The sequence below is a fragment of the Kitasatospora sp. NPDC088742 genome, assembly GCF_055584905.1.
In genome coordinates this window covers 166,106-184,206 of record NZ_JBVJLD010000008.1, presented here as the reverse complement: position 1 = coordinate 184,206, position 18,101 = coordinate 166,106, and the positions used below count along the sequence as shown (strand labels likewise).

General features: G+C 73.8%; 14 protein-coding genes. 8 read left to right on the top strand and 6 right to left on the bottom strand.

From position 1 onward, the window contains the following. Positions 1 to 139: 139 nt before the first annotated feature. On the bottom strand, positions 140 to 634 hold the full coding sequence (locus ACZ6ZR_RS10195; RefSeq protein WP_465641319.1) for a hypothetical protein: 495 nt from the start codon (positions 632 to 634) through the stop codon (positions 140 to 142). Positions 635 to 758: 124 nt separating this feature from the next. Here ACZ6ZR_RS10195 and lon point away from each other — a divergent pair, with 124 nt between their 5' ends. The 3 genes from lon (at position 759) to ACZ6ZR_RS10180 (ending at position 5,563) form a co-directional block, all read left to right on the top strand. Then, positions 759 to 3,152 carry an endopeptidase La gene (gene lon, locus ACZ6ZR_RS10190; protein ID WP_465641317.1) on the top strand — a complete coding sequence of 798 codons (2,394 nt, stop codon included), beginning with the start codon at positions 759 to 761 and terminating at the stop codon, positions 3,150 to 3,152. 395 nt (positions 3,153 to 3,547) lie between these two features. Continuing rightward, entirely contained in the window at positions 3,548 to 4,984 is a 1,437-nt protein-coding gene (locus ACZ6ZR_RS10185) for a hypothetical protein (RefSeq protein ID WP_465641315.1), read from the top strand. 138 nt (positions 4,985 to 5,122) lie between these two features. Continuing rightward, positions 5,123 to 5,563, top strand: coding sequence for a GtrA family protein (locus ACZ6ZR_RS10180; RefSeq protein ID WP_465641313.1), 441 nt, complete (start codon positions 5,123 to 5,125; stop codon positions 5,561 to 5,563). Between the two features lie 19 nt (positions 5,564 to 5,582). Here ACZ6ZR_RS10180 and ACZ6ZR_RS10175 read toward each other — a convergent pair whose 3' ends face one another. Continuing rightward, positions 5,583 to 6,449, bottom strand: coding sequence for a helix-turn-helix transcriptional regulator (locus tag ACZ6ZR_RS10175; RefSeq protein ID WP_465641311.1), 867 nt, complete (start codon positions 6,447 to 6,449; stop codon positions 5,583 to 5,585). Between the two features lie 214 nt (positions 6,450 to 6,663). Between ACZ6ZR_RS10175 and ACZ6ZR_RS10170 the strand changes: the two genes are divergently transcribed. Together ACZ6ZR_RS10170 and ACZ6ZR_RS10165 are read left to right on the top strand one after the other, a co-directional pair. Beyond that, positions 6,664 to 7,428 carry an ABC transporter ATP-binding protein gene (locus tag ACZ6ZR_RS10170; RefSeq protein ID WP_465641309.1) on the top strand — a complete coding sequence of 255 codons (765 nt, stop codon included), beginning with the start codon at positions 6,664 to 6,666 and terminating at the stop codon, positions 7,426 to 7,428. Continuing rightward, the gene (locus ACZ6ZR_RS10165; protein ID WP_465641307.1) at positions 7,428 to 9,941 is read left to right on the top strand and encodes an FtsX-like permease family protein; all 2,514 of its coding nucleotides are present in this window, start codon (positions 7,428 to 7,430) and stop codon (positions 9,939 to 9,941) included. The genes ACZ6ZR_RS10170 and ACZ6ZR_RS10165 overlap by 1 nt, the downstream gene beginning before the upstream one ends. Before the next feature lie 92 nt (positions 9,942 to 10,033). Here the strand turns inward: ACZ6ZR_RS10165 and ACZ6ZR_RS10160 are convergent, their stop codons facing one another. Beyond that, positions 10,034 to 11,080, bottom strand: coding sequence for an ABC-2 transporter permease (locus tag ACZ6ZR_RS10160; protein WP_465641305.1), 1,047 nt, complete (start codon positions 11,078 to 11,080; stop codon positions 10,034 to 10,036). 96 nt (positions 11,081 to 11,176) lie between these two features. On the opposite strand from ACZ6ZR_RS10160, the gene ACZ6ZR_RS10155 reads away from it, so the two are divergent. Together ACZ6ZR_RS10155 and ACZ6ZR_RS10150 are read left to right on the top strand one after the other, a co-directional pair. Continuing rightward, positions 11,177 to 11,650, top strand: coding sequence for a MarR family winged helix-turn-helix transcriptional regulator (locus tag ACZ6ZR_RS10155; RefSeq protein WP_465641303.1), 474 nt, complete (start codon positions 11,177 to 11,179; stop codon positions 11,648 to 11,650). Positions 11,651 to 11,788: 138 nt separating this feature from the next. Then, entirely contained in the window at positions 11,789 to 13,318 is a 1,530-nt protein-coding gene (locus tag ACZ6ZR_RS10150) for an MDR family MFS transporter (RefSeq protein WP_465641301.1), read from the top strand. A 66-nt stretch (positions 13,319 to 13,384) separates the two neighbouring features. On the opposite strand, the gene ACZ6ZR_RS10145 is transcribed toward ACZ6ZR_RS10150, so the two are convergent. Both ACZ6ZR_RS10145 and ACZ6ZR_RS10140 read right to left on the bottom strand, forming a co-directional pair. Then, positions 13,385 to 13,624, bottom strand: a complete 240-nt coding sequence (locus ACZ6ZR_RS10145; protein ID WP_465641299.1) for a hypothetical protein — start codon at positions 13,622 to 13,624, stop codon at positions 13,385 to 13,387. A 19-nt stretch (positions 13,625 to 13,643) separates the two neighbouring features. Then, positions 13,644 to 14,807 carry an inorganic phosphate transporter gene (locus ACZ6ZR_RS10140; protein WP_465641297.1) on the bottom strand — a complete coding sequence of 388 codons (1,164 nt, stop codon included), beginning with the start codon at positions 14,805 to 14,807 and terminating at the stop codon, positions 13,644 to 13,646. 360 nt (positions 14,808 to 15,167) lie between these two features. Between ACZ6ZR_RS10140 and ACZ6ZR_RS10135 the strand changes: the two genes are divergently transcribed. Then, positions 15,168 to 16,802, top strand: coding sequence for a C40 family peptidase (locus ACZ6ZR_RS10135; RefSeq protein WP_465641295.1), 1,635 nt, complete (start codon positions 15,168 to 15,170; stop codon positions 16,800 to 16,802). On the opposite strand, the gene ACZ6ZR_RS10130 is transcribed toward ACZ6ZR_RS10135, so the two are convergent. After that, on the bottom strand, positions 16,792 to 18,081 hold the full coding sequence (locus ACZ6ZR_RS10130; protein WP_465641293.1) for an ion channel protein: 1,290 nt from the start codon (positions 18,079 to 18,081) through the stop codon (positions 16,792 to 16,794). The genes ACZ6ZR_RS10135 and ACZ6ZR_RS10130 overlap by 11 nt on opposite strands. Positions 18,082 to 18,101: the final 20 nt, after the last annotated feature.

Genomic DNA, 18,101 nt, shown 5'->3' with positions numbered 1-18,101 from the left:
GGGGCGCGGGGAACTGCGCGCTGGGGAACGGCACCACGTGCAACTGGCTCGCCTGCCCCGATCTGGCGCTGGTCCGCCTTCCGTACTCGCGCAGTTCCCCGCGCCCCTGGGGCGCTGCAACTGAACGTCCCGCCCGTCCTCAAGGGAGTTGGTGGCGGCGGGCGAGGTCGGTGAGGACGGGGCCGGTGGCGGCGGTGAGGGTGAGGGGGCCGCGGGTGGTGGTGGCGCAGTCGCCGTCGGGGGTCCGTAGGACGGTGGGCGGGCTCCAGGGGCCGGGGAGGGCGCTGCCGGCGGTGAGGAGGGCGCCAAGGACGTCCGCGGTGTCGAGCCAGGTGGGCCGGACCAGGGCGGTGGCCCGGTGCGGGGTGCGGCCGGGGGTGACGGTGGCGTCGGGGGCGAGGGCGTCGGCCAGGTCGCGGGCGGTCCGCGCGGCCAGGGCGGAGGCCGACGGGTCGTCGGGGTCCGGGCTCTCGACGGTGACCAGGAGCCAGAGCGAGAGGTACTCGATCAGTTCCCGCACGGCGTCCGCGTCCTCGGCGAGAGCCTGGCTGCGGAGGGCGGCGGGAAGCCTGCGGGGCTCGGGGGAGTTGGTCCGGATGCCGGACTCGGTGGGCTGGATTTCCACGTTCGGCACTCTGGCGCACCTCGCCCGCCTGGGGCAATGCCCTGATCGCTCAGAGCGAACAAGCCCCGGGGAACATTCGAGGCTCACCGAACCTTAGTCAGGTCAACTCAACTTCACTGACTGGGGAGAGATCATGGCATCGACGTCCACTCCGCTCACCCTGCCCGTGCTCCCCCTCGACGACGAGGTCGTGCTCCCCGGCATGGTGGTCCCGCTGGACCTGAAGGACTCCGAGGTCCGCGCCGTCGTGGACGCCGCTCGTGCCGCCGTCTCCGGCGGGGCCAAGCCGCAGGTGCTGCTGGTGCCCCGGCTGGACGGCACGTACGCCTCGGTCGGCACGCTGGCCACCGTCGAGCAGGTCGGCCGGCTCTCGGACGGTGACCCGGCCGCGCTGGTCCGCGCCGTGCGGCGGGTCCGGATCGGCGCCGGGACGACCGGGCCCGGGGCGGCGCTCTGGGTCGAGACCAGCACCTTCCACGAGTCGGACGCCGGGCTGCCGGTGGCCGGCCGGGCCGCCGAGCTGGTGAAGGAGTACAAGGCGCTCTCCACCCACTGGCTGCGCAAGCGCGGCGCCTGGCAGGTGGTCGACCGGGTCTCGCAGATCGACAAGGTCGGCGAGCTGGCGGACAACATCGGGTACGCCCCCTTCGTCACCGCCGAGCAGAAGCTCAAGGTGCTGCTGGAGTCCGACCAGCTGGCCCGGCTGGAGTACGCGCTGGTCCTGCTCCGCGAGCACCTCGCGGAGGAGGAGGTCAACGACACCATCCGCAAGGACGTCGAGGAGGGCGTGGCCAAGCAGCAGAAGGAGTTCCTGCTGCGCCGTCAGCTGGAGGCGGTCCGCAAGGAGCTCGCCGAGCTGAACGGGGACCCGGCCGACGAGGAGGGCGACTACCGGGCCCGGGTCGAGGCGGCCGAGCTGCCCGAGAAGGTCCGGGAGGCCGCGCTCAAGGAGGTCGACAAGCTGGAGCGCTCCTCCGACCAGTCGCCCGAGGGCTCCTGGATCCGCACCTGGCTGGACACGGTGCTCGAACTGCCGTGGAACGTGCGGACGGAGGACTCCTACGACATCAACGGCGCCCGCGCGGTGCTGGACGCGGACCACGCCGGCCTGTCCGACGTGAAGGACCGGATCGTCGAGTACCTGGCGGTGCGCAAGCGCCGCGAGGAGCAGGGCCTGGGCCAGGTCGGCGGCCGCCGCGGCGGCGCGGTGCTCGCCCTGGTCGGCCCGCCCGGCGTCGGCAAGACCTCGCTCGGCGAGTCGGTCGCCCGGGCCATGGGCCGCGAGTTCGTCCGGGTGGCGCTCGGCGGCGTGCGGGACGAGGCGGAGATCCGCGGCCACCGGCGCACCTACGTCGGTGCGCTCCCCGGCCGGATCGTCCGCGCCGTCAAGGAGGCCGGTTCGATGAACCCGGTGGTCCTGCTGGACGAGATCGACAAGGTCGGCTCCGACTACCGGGGAGACCCGGCGGCCGCCCTGCTCGAGGTGCTCGACCCGGCGCAGAACCACACCTTCCGCGACCACTACCTGGAGGTCGAGCTCGACCTCTCCGACGTGGTCTTCCTGGCCACCGCCAACGTGCTGGAGGCCATCCCCGAGCCGCTGCTCGACCGGATGGAGCTGGTCCGCCTGGACGGCTACACCGAGGACGAGAAGGTCACCATCGCCCGTGACCACCTGCTGCCCCGTCAGCTGGAGCGGGCCGGCCTCAAGCCCGAGGACGTGACCGTCGGCGAGGACGCGCTGCGCAAGCTGGCGGGGGAGTACACCCGCGAGGCGGGCGTGCGCACCCTGGAGCGCTCGGTCGCCCGGATCCTGCGGAAAGTCGCCGCCGAAGCCGAGCTTGGGACGCGTGAGCTCCCCGTCGCCATCGGAGCCGAGGACCTGCGGGCGCTGATCGGGCGGCCGCACCACACCCCGGAGGCGGCCCAGGAGCCGGCCGAGCGGCGCACCGCCGTCCCCGGCGTCTCCACCGGCCTCGCGGTCACCGGCGCGGGCGGCGACGTCCTCTACATCGAGGCCTCGCTGGCCGACCCGGAGACCGGCTCCACCGGCCTCACCCTGACCGGCCAGCTGGGCGACGTGATGAAGGAGTCCGCGCACATCGCGCTCTCCTACCTGCGCTCGCGCGGCGCCGAGCTGGAGCTGCCGGTCACCGGGCTGCGGGAGCGCGGCATCCACCTGCACGTCCCGGCCGGAGCCGTCCCCAAGGACGGCCCGAGCGCCGGCATCACCATGACCACCGCGCTGGCCTCGCTGCTCTCCGGCCGCAGGGTCCGCCCGGAGGTGGCGATGACCGGTGAGGTCTCGCTGACCGGCCGGGTGCTGCCGGTCGGCGGCATCAAGCAGAAGCTGCTCGCGGCCGACCGGGCCGGGATCACCACCGTGATCATCTCCAAGCGGAACGAGCCCGACCTGGACGACCTGCCCGCCGAGGTGCTGGAGCGCCTCACCGTGCACACCGTCTCCGACGTCCGCGAGGTGCTGGAGCTGGCCCTGGAGTCCGCCGTGGTGCCGGTCGCGGCCTGAGGTGGCGTCAGGGCCCCGGCGGGGTGCGGCTCTCGAAGTCGCTCCGCCGGGGCCCGCGCACGTGCGGGCGGCGGTCCTGCTCTCGGTGCGGGACGGTCTCCTTCCGCTCCGCGCGGTTCCCCGCGCCCCTGGGCGCGCGACGCGACGGAGTGTGCCCGTACCGTGAGACGCCCTTGTGTGACGGTCCGTCAGCACGACAGGATCCCCGCATGGACCGCCACACGCACCTGAGCCGTCGACTCGCCGTCGACCTGGCCCGTGCGTCCTCGGCCATCTGTCACCGCGCGTCCTGACTCGCGCGGTGCCCTCCCGCCCGGCCGATCGCCGGGCTCCACTCACGTCCCACCGGGCGGAGCGCACCCCCGTCGTGCCCCTCCTCCCGGAAACGGACCCCCATGCGCCTGCGCACCCGCACCGCGGTGCTCGCCACCGCCGCCCTGCTGCTCTCCTCCTACGCCCCGGCCCACGCGGCCGGGCCGTCCGCCCCGTTGCCGCCCGCCAACCCCTACGCGGGCCCGCCCGGCACCGCGACCATGCACGGCGACACCGGCTCCTCCGACGCCACCCCGCTGCCCGGCCCCGGCTCGGGCGCCGTCCGCTCGCACCGGACGGCGCTGGCCTCGGCCTGCCCGACCGTGCTGGTCGGCGCCGACGGCTACCCGGTGGCGCTCTGCACCGAGATCTTCGGCCGGACGCCCACGGTCCACCTGCTCGACCCGGCCGACGGCAGCTCGCTGGCCGAGCTCGGCCTGACCAAGGGCTCGCTGCTCGGCGGCGTGTACGCCTACCTGGACCACCGGGACCGGCTGGTCGTGGTGGACGGCAACCGCGACCTGCTGCGGATCGGCCACCGTCGCACCGCCGGCGGGGGCTGGCAGCTCACCGTGGACTCCCGCCTCCCGATGGCCGGGGCCGTTCCGGACGGCGACGCAGTGACCGGCCTGTCGCCGGACTGGCAGGGCCGGGTCTGGTTCGCCACCGGGAACGGCGTGGTCGGCACGGCGGCCGACGAGACCACCGGCGAGGTCCGCACCCTGGCCCTCCCGGCCGGCGAGCGGATCGCCAACTCCATCTCCACCGCCCCCGAGGGCACCGCCGTCACCACCACCCACGCCACCTACCTGCTGACCGCCCGCCCGGACGGCACCCCCGAGGTGAGCTGGCGTCAGGCGTACGACCGGGGCACGGGCCGCAAGCCCGGCCAGCTCAGCTGGGGCAGTGGCTCCACCCCGACCTTCTTCGGCCCGCGCACCGGCACCGACTACCTGACCGTGGTGGACAACGCCGCCCCCACCGTCAACCTGCTGGTCTACCGGACCGGTGACGGAGCTCCGGTCTGCTCGGTCCCGGTGCTGAAGGCCGGCGGCAGCGGCAGCGAGAACTCCCCGGTGGCGGTGGGCAACGCGGTCTTCGTCGCCAGCACCTACGGCTACCCGTACCCGGCCCTGCCGGACGGCGCCGGGCCCAGCGTGCCGGACTCGGCCGCCTTCCGCGGCGGCCTCAGCCGGGTGGACGTCCGGGCCGACGGCAGCGGCTGCGACCTGCGCTGGGACAACCGCACCCGGTCGGCCGCGGTGCCCCGGCTCTCCACCGCCGACGGGCTGCTGCGGACCGTGCTGCGCGAGCCGGTGATCCCGGGCACCGACTCCACCTCGGCGGTCGACCCGTACCGCTACGCGGAGATCGACCCGGAGTCCGGCCGGACCGTGCGGACGGCGTACCTCGGGGCGGGCTTCATCTTCGACACCTTGCAGATGGTCGGCTCGATCGCCCCCGGCCGGGTGGTGCTCCAGGGCACCACCACGGGCGTGCTGCGGATCACGGCGGGATAGCCGCTCCCCACCGGGCGTCCCGAGTACCCGAGGCCCGGGCGGCCGTGCGAAACTGCCGAAATGCCGTCACCCACGCAACGGGCTCTGTCCCGAGTCCCGCACCGGGCTCGACCGTTCCTGGTCAAGCACCGCAAGCTGGTGAAGTTCCTGCTCGTGGGCGGGACTTGCTTCCTGCTCACCCTGGTGATCAACCTGGGCCTCAAGTTCACCGTGCTCGAGGCCAAACCGGTGGTCGCGCTGACCATCGCGACCCTGATCGCCACCCTGGTGTCGTACGTGCTGAACCGGCAGTGGTCGTTCCGCGCCTACGGGCACAAGCGGGAGGCCGTGCTGTTCTTCGTGGTCAGCGCGCTGGCCATCCTGGTGAACAACATCCCGCTGGTGATCTCCCGGTACGTGCTGGACCTGCACAAGCCACACGTCTCCTCGTTCACCCAGGAGCTGGCCGACTTCGTCAGCGGCCTGATCATCGGCACCCTGCTGGCGATGGTCTTCCGCTACTGGGCGATGGCGAAGTTCGTCTTCACCGACCGCCTGGACACCCAGGCACTGGAGCAGCCCGAGCCCGAGCGGGTCTGACCGGAGGCACCGGCCCCGGTCAGATCCAGCCCTTCTCCTTGGCCAGCAGCCCGGCCTGGAAGCGGTTGGCCGCGCCCAGACGCTGCATCAGATCGGCGATGTAGCGCCGGAAGGTGCGCAGCGAGACACCCATCTCGCGGGCGGCCGCCTCGTCCTTGTCGGTCCGCGCGAGCACGTCCAGCACGCGCCGCTCCAGCGGGCCGAGCGGGGACGGGGCGGGAGCTTCGGCGGTGGCGGCGGGGAGCTCCCGGCCGCTCGACCAGACCTGCTCGAACCAGGCCACCGTGTTCGCCACCACGCCGCCCTGACGGATCACCAGGGTGGCCTGGAGGTAGTCGTCCGGATCCACCGGGACCATCGCGGTGGTGCGGTCCCAGACCACCATCCGCCGGATCGCCTGGTCGGTGACGCGGACCTCGGCGCCGAGCGTCACCAGTTCGCGCAGGTAGGCCAGGGTGCCCGGGTCGGCGACCGCCTCGGGGCCGGCCACGGTGCGCCAGCGGATGCCCCGGCGCAGCATCCGCAGGTCGGACTCGCGGGCCTGCGCGATGCTCTCCGGCTGCCAGCGGCCCGGCAGCAGGGCCATCAGTTCGCGGAAGGTGAAGAAGCCGAGCTCGGTGAGCCGTTCGCGGATCGCGTCCACGCCGTCCACCCGTTCGATGTCGCCGACCGGCGTCTCGGCCAGGCCGTGCTTGTGCTCCTCGGCCAGCGCCGGGATCGCCTTGCGGGCGGCGGCCACCTGGTCGCCGGCCAGCTTGAGCGCGCCGAGCTCCTGCTCCACCAGCCACTCCACGGCCACCGCCGGATCGGAGACCTGCACCGTGTGCCGGTCGGAGACCCGGAGCAGGCCCTTGGCCTGAAGCTCCGTCAGGGCCGCGTCGAACACGGCCCGTTCCAGCCCGAAGGCGGCGGACGCCTGATCGGTGTCGTGTCCCGGATGTCTCAGGAAGTATCTGTAAAGCCGTAGTTGGTCATCGGACACGCCAAGTGCGGTCAGACCCGACATTGTTCCCCGTCCCCCGTCGAGCGTGGCAACAAGTTGTCACCCCTTGCCATTTCTGACACTAGATCATCTTCCGTGCCCCCAGCAGGCTGGGGGCATGCCCAAGATCCTCACCCCCTCACCCACCACCACGACCGAAGCCGTCCGGCTGGCCTCCGTCACCAAGGTGTACGGCCGCGGTGCCGCCGCGGTGCACGCCCTGCGCGGGGTCACCGTCGACATCCCGCGCGGCAGCTTCACGGCGGTGATGGGGCCCTCCGGCTCCGGCAAGAGCACCTTCCTGCACTGCGCGGCCGGGCTGGACCGGCCCACCGGGGGCACCGTGACGCTGGGCGGCACCGAGCTGGCCGGGCTGGACGAGACGGCGCTGACCCACCTGCGCCGGGACCGGATCGGCTTCGTCTTCCAGGCCTTCAACCTGCTGCCCTCGCTGACGGTCCTGCAGAACATCACGCTGCCGCTGCTGTTGGCGGGCCGCAAGCCCGACCGGGAGTGGCTGGAGCGGATCGTCGAGCGGGTCGGCCTGTCGGGCCGCACCGGGCACCGCCCGGCCGAGCTGTCCGGCGGGCAGCAGCAGCGGGTGGCGATCGCCCGGGCGCTGGTGACCAGGCCGGAGGTGGTCTTCGGGGACGAGCCGACCGGCGCGCTGGACACCATGACCGCCAAGGAGGTGCTCGGCCTGCTCCGCCAGACCGTGGACGAGCTGGGCCAGACGGTGGTCATGGTGACCCACGACCCGGTGGCCGCCGGGTACGCCGACTCCGTGCTGTTCCTGGCCGACGGCGACGTGGTGGACGCGATGCAGGCGCCCACCGCCGAGCGGGTGGCCGAGCGGATGAGCCGGCTGGGGGCGTGGGCCTGATGTTCACCCTCGCGCTCTCCACCCTGCGCGCCCGCAAGGGCGCCTTCGTCGGGGCCTTCGTCGCCCTGTTCTGCGCCGCCGCGCTGGTCACCGCCTGCGCCGCGCTGCTGGAGACCGGCCTGCGCGGCCGCATCCCGACCGAGCGCTACGCCGGCACCCCGGTGCTGGTGACGGCCGATCAGGAGGTGCACTGGAGCTCGGAGAAGAAGGGCAAGACCAAGGAGAAGGCCAAGCCGCTGACCGAGCGGGCCTGGCTGGACGCCGGGCTCACCGGGCGGCTGGCCGCCGTCCCCGGGGTGCGCGCCGTCGTCCCCGAACTCACCTTCCCCGCCCACCTGGTGGCCCCCGACGGCCGGGTCCGGCCGGGCGCCTCCTGGGGCCACGCCTGGGACTCCGCCGCGCTGACCCCGTACGCCCTGCGGGAGGGCCGGGCGCCGGCCGCCGACGGCGAGGTGGTGGTGGACGCCGCCGCCGGGCAGGCCGTGGGCGCCACCGTCACCGTGCAGTCCACCGGCGCGCCCGCCGCGTACCGGGTGGTCGGCGTGGCGGTGCCGCAGGGCGCGGTGCAGCGGCAGTCCTCGCTGTTCTTCGCCGCCGCCGAGGCCCGCAGCCTGGCGGGGCACCAGGGGCAGGTGGCCGCCGTCGGCCTGCTGACCGCCCCGGGCGCCGACCCGGCCGCGGTGCGCCGCGGCGCCGAGGCGGCCCTGGCGGGCACCACCGCCAAGGTGCGCACCGGGGACGAGCGCGGCCCGGTGGAGTTCCTGGACGCGGGCAAGGCCCGGGTCGGCCTGGTCAGCCTGGGGGCGGCGATGGGCGGCACCTCGCTGCTGGTCGCGCTGCTGGTGGTCACCGGCACCTTCGCGCTCTCGGTGCAGCAGCGGGCCCGCGAGCTGGCGCTGCTGCGGGCGGTCGGGGCGACACCCCGTCAGCTCCGCCGGATGGTCGGCCGGGAGGCGCTGGTGGTCGGCCTGCTGGCCGGGGTGCCCGGGGCGCTGGCCGGGCTGCTGCTGGCGGGCTGGATGCACGGCCGTTTCGTCGCGGTCGGCGCGCTGCCGGACACCCTGGAGCTGACGCTCAGTGCCTTCCCGCCGCTGCTGGCCGTCCCGGCCACCCTGCTGGCGGCCTGGGGCGCCGCCCGGGTCTCGGCCCGCCGCCCGGCCCGGGTGCACCCGACCGAGGGGCTGGCCGAGGCCGCGCAGCCGAAGCCGGGGATCGGCGCGGGCCGGCTGACCGCCGGGCTGCTGCTGACGGCCGGGTACGGGGCGCTGGTGTACGTGCTGAGCGGTCTGCGGACCGAGGCGGCGGCCACCCCGGTGACCTTCCTGAGCGTGATCCTGGCCGCCGCCGCGATCGCCCTGCTGGGCCCGCTGGTGACCACGGTGGCCACCTTCCTGCTGGGCGGGGTGGCCCGGCTGGCGGCCCCGGCCGCGGGCTTCCTGGCCGAGCAGAACACCCGGGCCAACGCCCGGCGGCTGGCCGCCGTGGTCACCCCGCTCTCGCTGGCGGTGGCGATGGCCTCCGCCATCCTGTTCACCCAGACCACGGCCGGGCACGCGGCCCGGGAGCAGGCCGTGGCCGGGACCACCGCGCCGTACGTGCTGGCCGCGGCGGGGCCGGGCGTGCCGGGGGCGGCCGCCGAGGCGGCCGGCCGGGTGCCGGGCGTGCGGGCCGTGACCGAGGCGCTGCGCGCCTCGGTGCGGGCCGGGCAGGACAAGTTCCCGGCCCAGGGCGTCACCCCGCGGGGCCTCGCCGCCGCCCTGGACCCGCAGGTGACCGCCGGCTCGCTGGACAAGATGGCCGAGGACACCGTGGCGGTCAGCGAGTTGGCCGCCGAGACCAAGGGCGTCACGGTGGGGGACCGGCTGGAGGTGACCCTCGGGGACGGCGCCGTGGCGCCGCTGCGGGTGGTCGCGGTCTACCACCGGGGCCTCGGCTTCGGGGACCTGCTGCTGCCGAAGGGCCTGGTCGCCGCGCACGTGGACGTCCCGCTGGCCTCCGCGGTCCTGGTGGCGGGCACCGCCGACCGGGCCGCGCTGGCCGCCGCCGTCCGCCCGTTCCCGGCGGTGCGGGTGCTGGACCGGGCCCAGCTGGACGCCGCCCGCGAGGCCCAGGCGGGCACCCAGGCCCAGGTCAACTACGTGGCGATGGGCCTGATCATCGCCTTCACCGGCATCGCGGTGGTGAACACCCTGGTGATGGCCACGGCCGCCCGGCGCCGCGAGTTCGCGATGCTGCGGCTGATCGGTACGACGGCCCGTCAGGTCCGGGCGATGCTGCGCTGGGAGACCCTGACGGTGGTGCTGCTCGCGGTCGCGCTCGGCACGGCGGTGGCGGCCCTGACGCTGGGCGCGTACAGCGCGGGCATGACCGGCTCGGGCACCCCGTACGCCCCGCCGCTGACCTGGCTCGGCGTGGTCGGCGCGGCCGCCGCGCTGGCCTTCGCGGCCACCGCGCTGCCCGCCCGGGCCGCGCTGCGGGCCCACCCGGCGGACGCGATCGGCGCCCGGGAGTGAGCGCGCGGGGGTGAGCGCGCGGGGGTGAGAGCACGGCGGCGGGGCCGCACCGGAGACCACCGGTGCGGCCCCGCCGCCGTGCTGACGCCCGCTCAGGCGGTGGACTGCTCCGGGAGCTGCTCCCGGCCGATCCGCGGGCGGCGGATCACCGCGACCATGGTGACGGCCACGCCGACCAGGGCCCAGGCCACCAGGACCAGCAGCGGGACCAGCACGTTGGTGGAGCCGAGGTAGGCGATCGAGCGGGCCACGTCGGTGCCGGCGCCGTTGGGGATCCAGGCGCCGATGGCCCGCCAGAACGGTGGCATCAGCGGCGGCGGGAAGACGCCGCCCGCGCTCGGGTTGCCGAGCACCACGAAGATCAGCACCGCGACGCCGATGCCGACGATGTCGAACAGGCACTGGAGCGCCATGGTGATCGCCCCGACCGCGAAGACCACCAGGCTGCCCAGGCCGATCAGCGCCCAGCTGGAGCCCGGCAGCGCGTTCAGCACCGGGCCGATGATGACGGCGCCGCCGATGCCGGCCGCCACCGAGTAGAGCGCCAGGGTGCCGAGCCGGATGGCCGCCCGCTTGGTGTTGGCGGGCCGCGAACCGGCCGAGATGCCGAGGATCGAGGCGACCAGGTAGCCGCCGACGCACCAGCCGATCACCAGGTAGAAGGAGGAGAGCCCCTCCGCGTCGCCCTTGGCCAGCGGGATGACGTCGTCCACCTTCACGGTGCGGCCCTGGGTCTGGTCGACGGCGGCGACGATCTTCTCGGCGGCCGTGGCGGCGGCCGGGCCGCGAGCCTCGGCGACCAGCAGGGTGTCCTGGGTGGAGGTGGGGTCGAAGATCCAGGCGGCGTAGACCTTCTGATCCCGGATCAGCTCCTCGGCTGCGGCCCGGTCGGCGGCGGTGGTGGCGCGTACGGCGTCGTCGGGCACCTGCTCCAGCGCGCCGACCAGCTTCGGGCTCACCTGAGGCGGGGCGACCACGGCGATCGAGAGCTCGTGCGGGGTGGGGTGGTGCAGGGCACCGACGTACGAGGTGATGAATCCGAGCTGGAGCAGTAGCACCCCGAGGACGAGCAGGAAGGCGCGCGGGGTGACCGCGTCCCTGAGCTCGGTCGCGAAGCCGCGGCGGGCCTGGTCGGCCATCGAACCTCTCCTATCGCAAAGACGGGCAAAACGGATACTTCATATCATGAAACAGTTGCCGGTCGGGGGAAGGCGCGACTGCGGGATACTGCTGCCATGGGAGCGAGTACGGCTGACGGAGTGGCGGCGGAGGCGGCGTTGGTCGCGGTGGAGCGCGAGATCGCCGTGCTGTTCCGGCGCGGCCGGGCCCGGGCGGCGGAGATGTCCCGCCAGGTGCACCCGGCACTGGAGGGCGTGGCGTACAGCATGCTCGGCTTCGTGCTGGAGTCCGGACAGGTCCGGCTGACCGACATCGGGCTGCACTTCGGGGTCGGCAAGCCCACCATCAGCCGCCAGGTGAAGGTGCTGGAGGAGCTCGGTCTGGTCACCCGCGAGACCGACCCGCTGGACCGGCGCTCCTCGCTGGTCTCGCTCACCGAGGACGGCGCGGCCCGCTACCTGGCCGCGCGCAGCGGCCGGCTGGACCGCTTCCGGCTGATCCTGGACGGCTGGGAGCCGGGGGACCTGGCCCAGCTCGGCACCCTGCTGGGCCGCCTGAACGACGCCCTGGGCGAGCCCAAGCTCGGCTGACCCCGCGGAGGCCGACCGGCGGTGGCCGGGAATCGCCCCTGTTGGTTGCCTGGCACAACCATCTCGTCCTATGGTTGCCCGAGGCAACGATTCTCAGGCCTAAGGACCCCCATGAGCACAGCTTCCGACCCTGCCCCCATGAGTCACCGACAGGTACTGGAAGCCCTCTCCGGGCTCCTGCTCGGCCTGTTCGTCGCGGTGCTCTCCTCCACCGTGGTGGCCAACGCCCTGCCGCACGTCCTGCACGACCTGCACGGCGGCCAGACCGCCTACACCTGGGTGGTCACCGGCGCGCTGCTCTCGCTGACCGCCGCCACCCCGATCTGGGGCAAGCTCTCCGACCTGGTCAGCCCCAAGAAGCTGGTGCAGGCCGCGCTGGTGATCTACATCGTCTCCTCGGCGCTGGCCGGCCTCTCACAGAACACCGGCCAGCTGATCGCCTGCCGGGTGCTCCAGGGCGTCGGCGCCGGCGGCGTCACCGCGCTGGCCCAGATCTGCCTGGCCGCCATGGTGCCGCCGCGCGAACGCGGCCGCTACAGCGGCTACTTCGGCGCCGTCTTCGCGCTGGCCACCATCGGCGGCCCGCTGATCGGCGGCGTCGTGGTGGACACCGACTGGCTCGGCTGGCGCTGGTGCTTCTACCTCGGCATCCCGTTCTCGCTGGTCGCCATCGTGGTGCTGCAGCGCACGCTGCGGCTGCCGGTGGTGAAGCGCAAGGCGAAGATCGACTACCTCGGCGCGGTGCTGATCACCGGCGCGGTCAGCCTGCTGATGATCTGGATCACGCTGGCCGGGGACAGCTACCCCTGGCTCTCCTGGCAGACCGCCGCGATGGTCGGCGGCGGGCTGGCGCTGGCCGGGCTGTTCGTGTGGGCGGAGAGCCGGGCGGCCGAGCCGATCGTCCCGCTGGACCTCTTCCGGCACCGCACCGTCACCCTGGCCTCGATCGCCAGCGTGCTGGTCGGCATCGGGATGTACGGCGCCACCACCTTCCTCAGCCAGTACTTCCAGCTGGCCCGGAAGGAGTCCCCGACCATGGCCGGGCTGCTCACCCTGCCGATGATCATCGGCCTGGCCCTGTCCTCCACCGTGGCGGGCAAGCTGATCACCCGTTACGGCCGTTGGAAGGCCTACCTGGTGGCCGGGGCGGGCCTGCTCACCGTCGGCTTCGCGCTGCTCGGCACCGTCCGGGACGACAGCTCGTACGGGCTGCTGGCCGCCGCGATGGCCGTCACCGGCGTCGGCCTCGGCCTGACGATGCAGAACCTGGTGCTGGCGGTGCAGAACACCGTGCCCCGGCACGAGCTCGGCACCGCCAGCTCCACCGTCACCTTCTTCCGCACCATGGGCGGCGCGATGGGCGTCTCCGCGCTCGGCGCCCTGCTCTCGCACCAGGTGGGCAAGCACCTGAACGAGAGCCTGGCCGCCGCCCACCTCCCGGCCGGGGCCACCGGTGGCGGCATCCCGGACCTCAAGGCGCTGCCCGCCCAGGTGGTCCCGATGGTCACCGACGCCTTCGGCCGCGGCGTGGCCACCGTCTTCCTGATCGCCGCCCCGTTCGCCCTGCTGGCCTTCCTGGTGGTGCTGATGATCCGTGAGGTCCCGCTGCGCACCACCCAGCAGGACGCGCCCGCCGAGACCGGGGCCCGCGAGCCCGCCCGGAGCTGACGGACCGTACGACGAAGCCCCCGGGTCCGTTGGCGGACGGACCCGGGGGCTTCGTACTGCTCGGAACTAACCCGCGATCAGGTAGAGGCCGTAGCCGACCACCGAGGCGCAGGCCGCGAAGCAGAGGCCGGCGGCGCCCAGCGCCACGGTGCCCTTGGCGGAGCCGGCGGGGCCGGACTCCAGGGCGGCCTCGCGGCGGGAGAGCGCCATGATGCCCAGCGAGAAGACCACCACGGTGGCCACGGTCACGACGAAGCTGACACCGGCGGTCTCGGCCAGGGCGGCCCACTTGATGCTCATGCTCATGGTTGGGTCCCTTCCGGACTCAGGCGGCGACGGTGGTCGCGGCGGGGGTGGCGGGCTGGGTCACCGGGACCTCGACCGGGGTGACCTCGTTGACGTTGCCGGCGTGCACCGGCTGGCGGCGGGAGATCAGGTACATCGAGCCGGAGCCGATCACCAGCGCGACGCCGACCAGCAGGACGCCCCAGGTGCCCTGGTCCGCGAGGAAGGCGGCCACGCCGCCGACCGCGGCGGCGGCCGGCAGGGTCAGGCCCCAGGTGTAGACCATGCGGCGGGCCATGCCCCAGTTGACCTCGGCCTTCGGGCCGCCGAGGCCGGCGCCCATGATGCCGCCGGAGCAGACCTGGGTGGTGGAGAGGCCGTAGCCCATGTGGGAGGAGGTCAGGATGACCGTGGTGGCGGCCGTCTCGGCGGCGAAGCCCTGCGGCGCCTGGATGTCCGTCAGGCCCTTGCCCATCGAGCGGATGATCCGCCAGCCGCCCATGTAGGTGCCGAGCGCGATGGCCGCGCCGGCCGAGACGATGACCCAGGTGGGGGGCAGCGCGCCCTTGGGCAGGGCGTTCACGGAGACCAGGGTCAGGGTGATGATGCCCATGGTCTTCTGCGCGTCGTTGGTGCCGTGGGCCAGCGAGACCAGCGAGGCGGAGGCGATCTGGCCGGCCTTGAAGCCCTTCTCGGTGCTCTTGGCCTTGCCGCCGCGGGTGATCCGGTAGGCCAGCTTGGTGGCGCCCCAGGCGGCCAGGCCGGCCACGATCGGGGAGGCCACGGCCGGGATCAGGATCTTGGAGAGCACGGTGCCGAAGTTGACGCCGTTCAGGCCGACTCCGACCACGGTGGCGCCGATCAGGCCGCCGTAGAGCGCGTGCGAGGAACTGGACGGCAGGCCCTTGAGCCAGGTCAGCAGGTTCCACAGGATCGCGCCGACCAGGGCCGCGAAGATGATCGACGGTTGGAGGCCCGCCTTCTCGTTCACGATGCCACCGGAGATGGTGGTGGCGACCTTCACCGAGAGGAACGCCCCGGCGAAGTTGAGGACGGCCGCGATGGTGACGGCGACCTTCGGGCGGAGGGCTCCCGTGGCGATGGAGGTGGCCATCGCGTTGGCGGTGTCGTGGAAGCCGTTGGTGAAGTCGAAGGCGAGCGCCGTGATGATCACAACGGCCACCAGGAACGTGATGTGTTCCATAACCCAAACAATCGTCGTAGTTGTCGTACTGACGTTGGTGCCACGGGCGACCGTAGGGATGGATGGTGAACGGAAGGTGAACTGGACGCGGAGTCGTGGTTCCGAAGGTGTCCGGTGGATTGCGCTCGCGCCGTGGAAGGGTGGAGATCAAGCCACTGAGCAGTGGTTCTGTCCGGAGTCGTCCGGTTTGGTCAGGGTTTGTTGAGAGGTGTCTCACATCCTGGGTGAGATCGTCCTGAGAATTCACCGAACCGTCCGGTAACCCCCTGTCAGGCCCGGCGGGGGGCATGGCAGGATCGGGGGCGAATTGCCAGGCCGAGGGGACCGGCCGACGGCTGGGACTACGGGGAGGGCGGGCCGATGCACGCTGGGGTGCGGACCACGGACAACGGCGTGCGGCCATGGGTGCGCGCCGCCCTTCGCTGCGGCGCGGTACTGGCGGTCGCCGCCCTCGCGCTGACCTCGGCCGGAACGGCCTTCGCCGAGCCCACCCCGCCGCCCGCGGCGCCGGCCCCCACGTTCACCGTCTCCCCGGGCCAGGACCCGCTGGCCGCCGCCAAGGCCACCCTGGGCCCGATGCTGGACCGGCTGCACGAGCTCTACCGGGAGGCCGAGGCGGCCACCGAGCAGTACAACGGCGCGGTCGCCAGGCTGGCCGACCAGCAGGCCGTGGTGGCCGACCTGAAGACCCGTCAGACTGCCCAGGAAGCGGCCGTGGACGCCGGCGGCGACCTGGCCTCGCTGCTCGCCGCCGCCCAGTACCGCAACGGCAACGCCTCGGAGATGGCCGAGCTGCTGCTCGCCAAGGACCCGTACGAGGCCGTCGTGCTGGCCGAGCTGCTGGCCGCGGCCGGGCGCTCGCAGAGCGAGTTCCTGGACAAGCTGAAGGCCGACCGGGCCTCGCTGACCGTGCTCCAGCAGCTGGCCGAGGCCTCGCTGGCCCAGGCCCAGGCGCTGCTGGCCCAGCAGGAGACGGCCAAGGCCGACGTCGCCAAGCGCCTGGCCGAGGTCGAGCAGATGGTCAGCTCGCTGACGGGTGCCCAGCGCACCGAGCTGGAGCAGCTGGAGAAGACCCGGGCCGACGAGGCCCAGCTGTCCTTCCTGGCCTCCGGCGCGCTCGGCAAGGGCGAGCGCACCCCCTCCCAGGCCGGGCGCAAGGCCGTCGCCTTCGCGCTGGCCCAGCTGGGCAAGGACTACCTCTGGGGCGGCACCGGCCCGGACAAGTTCGACTGCTCCGGCCTGACCTCGCAGGCCTGGCTGGCCGCCGGGGTGCGGATCCCCCGGGTCAGCCAGGACCAGTGGGCCGAGCTGGCCAAGGTGCCGCTCAACGAGATGCGGCCGGGCGACCTGGTGGTCTACTACGCCGGCGCCACCCACATCGGGATGTACATCGGCGGCGGCCTGATCGTGCAGGCCCCGCGCACCGGCGCCGTCATCAAGGTCTCGCCGGTCGGCGCGATGCCGATCCTCGGCGCCGTCCGCCCCGACCCGGAGTCCGCCCCGGACGACCAGGGCGGTGCCTGGAAGGTGCCCGAGCTGCCCAAGGGTGCCGAGGGCGTGACGCCGATCCAGCCGACCAAGCAGGAGAACCTGCCGCCCGTCCCGGTCACCCCGCAGCTGCCCGGCACCGGCCCGGCCACCACCCCGCCGCCAATCACCGGCACGCCCTCGGGCTCCGGTTCGCCCTCGGGCTCGGGCACGCCGTCCGGCTCGCCCACCGGCACCCCGTCCGGTTCCGGTTCGCCCTCGGGCTCGGGGACGCCGTCGGGCTCGCCCACGGGCACCCCGTCGGGCTCGGGCACGCCGTCCGGTTCGGGTACCCCGTCCGGTTCGGGTACCCCGTCCGGTTCGGGCTCCGCCAGCCCGTCGGCGGACGCCTCCGCCCCGGGCACCCCGTCCGGTTCGGGCTCCGCCAGCCCGTCGGCGGACGCCTCCGAGGCGGGCCGGTCGGCCTCGGCCTCCGCCTCCGGCTCGGAGGGCACCGCTACGCCGTGACCGGCCGCTCCTCCGGGAGCTGCATCTCGGGGCGGCCGGTGACCAGCAGCCAGGCCGGCAGGGCGGCGACGCAGAGCATCGGCAGCAGGGCGGTGTCCGGCACCAGCACCGCCGCCGTGAACAGGCTCATCCAGCCCTGCCGGGTGATCGCCATCAGCACCCCGAGCACCACGCAGGTCACCGAGAGCGCGGGCGGCGCGGAGTCGAAGAGCGCGCTGAAGGCGAAGCCGAGCGCCACGGCGGCGAACACGGCGGGGAAGATCCGGCCGCCCCGGAAGCCGCAGGAGGCGGCGATCACCAGGGCGACCAGCTTGACCACCGCCATGCCCAGCAGTGCCCCGAAGCTGTAGTCGGCGTACTCCAGCGTCAGCTCCTTCGCCTCGTCCAGGCCCTTGAACAGGGTGAGGTGCCCGCCGAGCGCGCCCAGTGCGCCGAGCACCAGGCCACCGGCCGTCAGCATCGCCACCGGGTGCGGGATCTGACGGAAGGTCCGGTGGACCAGCGGGAAGGCGTACACGGCGGCCAGGCCGAAGCCCGCGCCCAGGGCGCCGAGCACCAGGGCCCAGCCGACGTCGGCCATCCGGGCGCCAGGGTAGCCGGGGATCTGGAGGACGAACTCCTGACCCACGATCAGCAGGGTGGTCATCGAGCCGGTGACGGCGGCGATCAGCGGGGCGAACAGGCGGTCCCAGAGCGCGCCCGGGCCGGGCAGCTCGGAGAGGATCAACGCCGCCGCCAGCGGGGTGCCGAACAGTGCCCCGATGGTCCCGGCGGCGGCCAGCGCGACCCAGAGCGCGGGGCCGGTGGCGGGCAGGAAGCGGCGGCCGATCCAGTAGGCCAGCGCGATGTTGATCATCGTGATGGGGTTCTCGGGCCCGAGGCTCACCCCGCCGGCCAGGGCCAGGATGGTGGCCACCGTGAGCCCGGGCAGGATCAGCGGGGAGACCGGGGGGTCCACCAGGCCGGTGGTGGCCGGGTCGGGCCCGGCGTGGCCGGGGGCCTTCCAGACCACCAGGCCGACGGCGGCGCCGGTCACCGTGAGCACCACGATGATCCACCAGGGGGTGAAGTCGGCGATGCCGAGCCCGCCCGGGATGACGTCCCAGAGCAGCTGGTCCAGGCGCTCCGCGACCTTGCTGATCGCCAGCAGGGTGAGCGAGGAGCCGATGCCGGTCAGGATCGCCGGGCCGATCAGCGGGATCAGTTTGGCGGCCGGGGTGGGCGGACCCTCGGTCAGCTCCCGGCCGTCGGCGCTCTCGGGCTGGTCGGTGTCGGGCACGGGTGGACCTCCGGATCAGG